6 protein-coding genes and 1 pseudogene are annotated in these 6249 nt (G+C 59.0%); 4 read left to right on the plus strand and 3 right to left on the minus strand.

Annotated elements, in window-relative coordinates; all coding sequences use genetic code 11:
- Positions 1–30: 30 nt before the first annotated feature.
- The 3 genes from lipB (at position 31) to HMPREF2875_RS09885 (ending at position 2848) form a co-directional block, all read left to right on the plus strand.
- Entirely contained in the window at positions 31–837 is an 807-nt protein-coding gene (gene lipB / locus HMPREF2875_RS09875; protein WP_070672716.1) for a lipoyl(octanoyl) transferase LipB, read from the plus strand.
- Positions 838–946: 109 nt separating this feature from the next.
- Positions 947–2020, plus strand: a complete 1074-nt coding sequence (gene lipA / locus HMPREF2875_RS09880; protein WP_070672719.1) for a lipoyl synthase — start codon at positions 947–949, stop codon at positions 2018–2020.
- A gap of 42 nt (positions 2021–2062) precedes the next feature.
- A complete protein-coding gene (locus HMPREF2875_RS09885; RefSeq protein ID WP_070672721.1) occupies positions 2063–2848 on the plus strand; it encodes a DUF4191 domain-containing protein in 786 nt (261 codons plus the stop codon).
- Between the two features lie 168 nt (positions 2849–3016).
- On the opposite strand, the gene HMPREF2875_RS09890 is transcribed toward HMPREF2875_RS09885, so the two are convergent.
- On the minus strand, positions 3017–3451 hold the full coding sequence (locus HMPREF2875_RS09890) for an RDD family protein (protein ID WP_070672732.1): 435 nt from the start codon (positions 3449–3451) through the stop codon (positions 3017–3019).
- A 128-nt stretch (positions 3452–3579) separates the two neighbouring features.
- Between HMPREF2875_RS09890 and glnA the strand changes: the two genes are divergently transcribed.
- Positions 3580–5013, plus strand: coding sequence for a type I glutamate--ammonia ligase (gene glnA, locus HMPREF2875_RS09895; protein WP_070672724.1), 1434 nt, complete (start codon positions 3580–3582; stop codon positions 5011–5013).
- Positions 5014–5202: 189 nt separating this feature from the next.
- On the opposite strand, the gene HMPREF2875_RS09900 is transcribed toward glnA, so the two are convergent.
- On the minus strand, positions 5203–5844 hold the full coding sequence (locus HMPREF2875_RS09900; RefSeq protein ID WP_042531665.1) for a biliverdin-producing heme oxygenase: 642 nt from the start codon (positions 5842–5844) through the stop codon (positions 5203–5205).
- Positions 5845–6013: 169 nt separating this feature from the next.
- Positions 6014–6249, minus strand: a pseudogene (locus tag HMPREF2875_RS13850) (hypothetical protein); the annotation flags it as partial.

The following is a 6249-nucleotide window of genomic DNA, read 5'->3' on the forward strand; positions in this document are numbered from 1 at the left end:
CTGACGTCGCGGGGACTAGCATGGGTAGCCATGACTGCTCCCCGCGAACCGTTTTTCCCCGCTGATCGCTCCATCCGTGCCTCTGCCGAGCCACTGGAGATTCGCCGCCTAGGCCGCATGGGCTACCAGGAAACCTGGGATCTCCAGGCCGAGCTCGCCGCGGCCCGGGCAGCGGGCACGCAGGGTGATGTCATCCTCGTGGTGGAGCACCCCAATGTGTACACCGCCGGCAAACGCACGCAGCCGGAAGATTTGCCAGACAATGGCCTGCCGGTTATCGACGTCGACCGTGGCGGCCGCATCACCTGGCACGGCGAAGGCCAGCTGGTGGTCTACCCCATCATTAAGCTCGCTGAACCCGTTGACGTGGTGGACTATGTCCGCCGCCTCGAAGAGGCTATCATCCAGGCCGTCCGCGAGCTCGGCGTGAGCACTGCCGGGCGCATCGACGGCCGCTCCGGTGTGTGGGTGCCCTCCACCACCCGCGCCGCCGATCCGGCCGCTCCGAAGCGCGACCGCAAACTAGGCGCCTTGGGCATCCGCGTTACCCGCGGCGTGACAATGCACGGCCTCGCCCTCAATTGCACCAATACCCTGGAGTACTACGAGCACATCGTGGCCTGCGGCATCGACGACGCCGACGTGTCCACGCTCTCGCTGGAGCTTGGCCGCGAAGTCACCATTCAGGAAGCGGAAGCGCCGCTTCTCGACGCCCTCCTCAAAGCCCTCTCAGGCGAACTCACCGTGGCCGACCACACCTTTGCCTCGGCGCCTGATCCCATCAAGGTGGCCAACGAGAAGGCACGCCAAGCCCGCAAAGCGGCAGAGGGAAAATAGAAGTTACCCTCGGTGGAATAAACCCGGCTCTCGCAGGACTTGTATTAGGAAGAGCTAACCCCAACGCGTAAAGTGAGGTTCCGTGACTGTTAAGCCTGAAGGACGCAAGATGCTCCGCATTGAGAAGAAAAATGCGGAGTCGCCCATCGAACAGAAGCCACGCTGGATCCGCAACCAGGTTCGCACCGGACCGGGTTATGAGGACATGAAATCCCGCGTATCCGGAGCTTCGCTGCACACCGTGTGCCAGGAAGCCGGCTGCCCCAATATCCACGAGTGCTGGGAATCCCGCGAGGCCACCTTCCTCATCGGCGGTGACAAGTGCACCCGCCGCTGCGATTTCTGTGACATCGCCACCGGCAAGCCGGAGGAGCTGGACCGTGACGAGCCGCGCCGCGTTGCAGAGAACATCCAGGAGATGGACCTCAACTACACCACCATCACCGGCGTGACCCGTGATGATTTGCCGGACGAGGGTGCCTGGCTCTACGCCGAGGTGGTCCGCAAAATCCACGATCTTAACCCACACACCGGTGTAGAAAACCTCACCCCGGACTTCTCTGGAAAACCGGACCTGCTCCAGGAAGTCTTCGAGGCCCGACCCGAGGTCTTTGCCCACAACCTCGAAACCGTGCCCCGCATTTTCAAGCGCATCCGCCCGGCCTTCCGATACGAGCGCTCCCTCGACGTCATCCGTCAGGCCCACGAGTTTGGTCTTATCACTAAATCCAACCTCATCTTGGGCATGGGCGAGACCGCTGCGGAAATCGAAGAAGCTCTACGGGACCTGCGCGAGGTCGGCTGCGACATCATCACGATTACGCAGTACCTGCGCCCGGGCCCGCGCTTCCACCCGATTGAGCGTTGGGTTCGCCCGGAAGAATTCGTCGAGCACTCCAAACTGGCTAAGGAACTCGGCTTCGGCGGCGTCATGTCCGGTCCGCTAGTCCGCTCCTCTTACCGTGCTGGTCGCCTCTATGTTCAGGCTATGGAGGCCCGCGGCCTCGAGCTGCCGGAGAATCTCAAGCACTTGGCTGAAACCTCCCAGGGCGCTACTGCGCAAGAGGCCTCCACCCTGCTGGAGAAGTACGGCCCGTCTGAGGAGACCCCGGTGACCACCCGCATGGTCAAGACCCCGGCTGGTGCAGCGAACCCGAACTCCGCGGCCTCCACCATTCGCTAGTTCGATTCTCTTTTTCACCCTCTGACCTCTAAAGTAGGAGCCATGGCTAACGACGACAAGGCATCGCTGAAGGAAGCGAAGAAGCAGGAGCGCGCCGCAAAGCGCGCTCAGCGCAAGCAGAACTGGTCACAGATGTGGCAAGCGTTCAACATGCAGCGCAAGCAGGACAAGGCGCTCATTCCCATCATGCTGGCCGCCTTCCTGGGCATGGGCTTGCTCTTCTTCCTCATCGGCATGCTCTTCAACGGCCAGTGGTTCATGCTCATCCTGGGTCTGGGCATCGGCGCCATCTTGGCCATGTTCCTGTTCACTCGCCGCCTCGAGCGCGATATGTACAAGAAGGTCGAGGACCAACCAGGCGCTGCCGGCTGGGCACTGGAGCAGCAGCTGCGCAACACCGTTGGCGTGATATGGAAGGTCAAGACTGGTGTAGCAGCTACCCGCCAGCAAGATCTCATCCACCGTGTCATCGGTAACTCGGGCGTCATCTTCGTCATCGAGGGCGACCGCAAGCGCGTAGGCCCCACCCTCAACCGCTTGAAGAAGCGCGTGGACCGCTTGGCCGGCGGAGTGCCGGTGTACGAAGTCTTCGTGGGCAATGGCGAGGACGAGGTTCCCGTCTCCAAGCTGCGCAGCCACATCTTGAAGCTGCCGCGGAACTACAACAAGAACGAGACTTACGACAACATCCGCCGCATTGAGGCAATGGATGATTTGCCCGGCACGACCCCGGGTCTGCCGAAGGGCCCGATGCCGCGCCAGGCTCAGAACATGTCCGGCATGAACCGCCGTATGCGTCGTATGCAAGAGCGCAAGGGCGGCAAGTAAGCTAAGCTCCCTGCGCTAACCCGCTCACGTCAAAGGGTCTCTTCCGACAAACTCGGAAGAGACCCTTTCTCATTGCAGATTCTCTGCCGCCCAAACAAACCTTTTCAGTAGAACCATCTGCGATGACCTTGAAAAGGACACCACACTGAGCGGCTGAAGTTACCCCGCTTAAGCCATGATGACGGCGGTTCCCGTTGCACGGTCGTGAAGGCCGCGCCCATCCGCGTCAACCATCGCGGCGGGGAACAGCACACCGGTGAGTAACGTGCGAACGGCGGCGCGCCAGAAGCCCACGGGTTTGCCCGGCTCATCGAGGCGAGCCACGCCCATACCAAGAATGAGCATGCCCGGTGTGCGGGCAAAGAGCCAGCCACAGACAATGCCCATAACGGCCCACACCGCATACCCCAAGAACGCAGGTCCGCCGAGCGCGCTGGTGTAGAGCTCGAGGAGATTGGCAATGAGCATGGCTAATAGCCAATCAATAAGGACTCCACCGGTGCGGCGCATCACTGAAGCAAGTGAGCCGGAACCTTCCTTCGGGAGACCAAGTTTCTGCCCGGGCCACTCCCCCGGCCCAAAGCCATCTTTGTTGTCTGCCATGCCCACCAATCTAGCGCCCCTACACTGCAGCAAGAAATTTCGATCTGACTCCCCCACCTTCGGCGGCGGTGGAGTCAATACCTGTAAACTAGTCGAGAGTAATACAGGTCAACCAACAGGAGACTACCGTGTCCTTCGAGACAATCCAGGACGTCGTCAAGTACATCAAGGAAGAGGACGTCAAGTTCGTTGACATCCGCTTCACGGACGTTCCCGGCACCGAACACCACTTTTCAATCCCAGCCGATGAGTTCACTGAGGAAGCGGCCGCTGAGGGCCTCGCTTTCGACGGCTCCTCTATCCGCGGCTTCACCACCATTGATGAGTCGGATATGACCCTCCTGCCGGACCCGTCTACCGCGTTCGTAGATCCCTTCCGCACCGCGAAGACCTTGAACATCAAGTTCTTCGTGCACGATCCGTTTACGCTTGAGCCGTTCAGCCGCGATCCGCGCAACATCGCCCGCAAGGCTGAGGAGTACCTGACCTCCACCGGCATCGCTGACACCTGTTACTTCGGCGCTGAGGCTGAGTTCTACATCTTCGATTCCGTTCGCTACGGCACCGAGGTGCACAACGGCTTCTACGAGGTCGATACCGATGAGGGCTGGTGGAACCGTGGTTCCGAGACCAACTTCGATGGCACTCCGAACATTGGTTTCAAGACTCGTGTGAAGGGCGGCTACTTCCCGACTGCCCCCGTGGACAAGCACGGCGAGGTCCGTGATGCCATGGTCGAACAGCTGCAGAAGGCTGGCTATGTCATCGAGCGTTTCCACCACGAGGTAGGCAGCGGTCAGAACGAGATCAACTACCGCTTCGATTCTCTGCTCCACGCAGCGGATGATATCCAGACCTTCAAGTACATCATCAAGAACACTGCCGCCGAGTACGGCAAGTCCGTGACCTTCATGCCGAAGCCGCTGGCTGGTGACAATGGTTCCGGTATGCACGCCCACATGTCTCTCTGGCAGGACGGCAAGCCGCTTTTCCACGATGAGGCTGGCTATGCAGGTCTGTCCGATATGGCTCGCTACTACATCGGTGGCATTCTGGCCCACGCACCGGCCGTGCTGGCGTTTACGAACCCGACCTTGAACTCCTACCACCGTCTGGTTCCGGGCTTTGAGGCTCCGATTAACCTCGTGTACTCGCAGCGCAACCGCTCTGCTGCTATCCGTATTCCGATTACCGGTTCCAACCCGAAGGCCAAGCGCATCGAGTTCCGTGCACCGGATCCGTCAGGCAACCCGTACTTCGGTTTCGCTGCCATGTTGATGGCTGGTCTGGACGGCATCAAGAACCGCATCGAGCCGCACGCCCCGGTAGACAAGGATCTCTACGAGCTTCCGCCGGCAGAAGCTGCTTCCATCCCGCAGGCACCAACCTCCCTGGAGGCTTCCCTTGCTGCTCTGGAAGAGGACAACGACTTCCTGACCGAGGGCGATGTCTTCTCCGAAGACCTCATCGAGACCTACATCGAGTACAAGCGCGAGAACGAAATCACGCCGTCGCGTCTGCGTCCGACTCCGCTCGAGTTTGAGATGTACTACGACTGCTAAAGGATATGTGGGTATCTGACCTCTTCTTTTAGCACTCAGCGCAAAGACACAACCCACGGTTTCCTTCACGGATTCCGTGGGTTGTGTCATGTTTGGCCCGGCGCGCAGGAAGCCGATGGCGCAGCTTCTGAAACTAACTACATGGGCTACCGGCCACGCAGGCTAAGTCTTTTGGGGAGGTTTCACCGGCTAATAGAGGCGCCCCAATTCAGCGAAAATCGCCGAATTAAAGCTGAAAGCCCGCTCTGCCTCCGAGAGCATAGCTTCACGCTGTTCAACGTTAAGCTCCAGGCTATCCACACGCCTGCGGTATCCCGTGCGATAAGGCGGGATTTTTCCAATTGAAGTGAAGTCATAGAAGTTCAGGGCCTCAGGAGGAACTCCGTAATGGGCCCCCAAACGCGCTGCAATCACCTGCCCACCGGAAATATCACCGAGATAGCGCACGTAGTGATGAGCTACCACTTCTACTGGTTGGCTAACTATTTTTTCTAAGCGCGCGGTATAGGCCGTCGTCGCTGGAAGAATGCGAATCTCCTCGCTCCAGTTTTCGCCAACGAGTATTTTCAGATCTGCTTCCAGTGCTTGACGACGTTCCAGCCGTGGATCCGCCACCGCACCGGCAATGGGAGTAGTCGCCACGCTGCGAACGGCGTTCTCGAGAGCTCCATATACAAACCACAATTGGCCGGCCAAATCAGCCACGGCTGACTTATTGAGCTCCCCTGACAACAGGCGCTGCATGAATGCCGAATTCTCCGCATGCTCATGCGCACGCGCAGTCGCCTCTCGCAACGCAACGGACAAAGGTTTATTGAGAGTGGTAGTCACTGTTCTTCTCCACGGTGTTATTTAGAAAAACTACAAATCAGTTGAGGTTAGAAAAACTCAAAATCGAAAATTAAGGGGATTAGGCCGACGTGGGTGTGCGGCACCAAATTTCATCGGCACCCCACACCCGTTACGTCGCTCTTGAACTGTCAGCGATGTGCTTTAGCGCTTATCGCTGAAAGAAGGCACGGGCACTGTCAAAAGCACCGGACTTAACAAATGCTTGCCACAGAATTGCGATCATGCTGCCAATAGTCGCAATGCCTAGGAAGTAGTTCCAGAAGTTGGTGACCTTCGAGCTAGAAGAGGAGTTCTCACCCGAGCTAAGATTCTTATCTTCCGAAGGTGTCTGGGGCTTCGGCTTCTCCCCGTCGGACGGAACCTGGGGCTTCGGCTTCTCCCCCT

Origin of the sequence: Corynebacterium sp. HMSC078H07 (assembly GCF_001812805.1) — a bacterium.
Lineage (GTDB): Bacteria > Actinomycetota > Actinomycetes > Mycobacteriales > Mycobacteriaceae > Corynebacterium.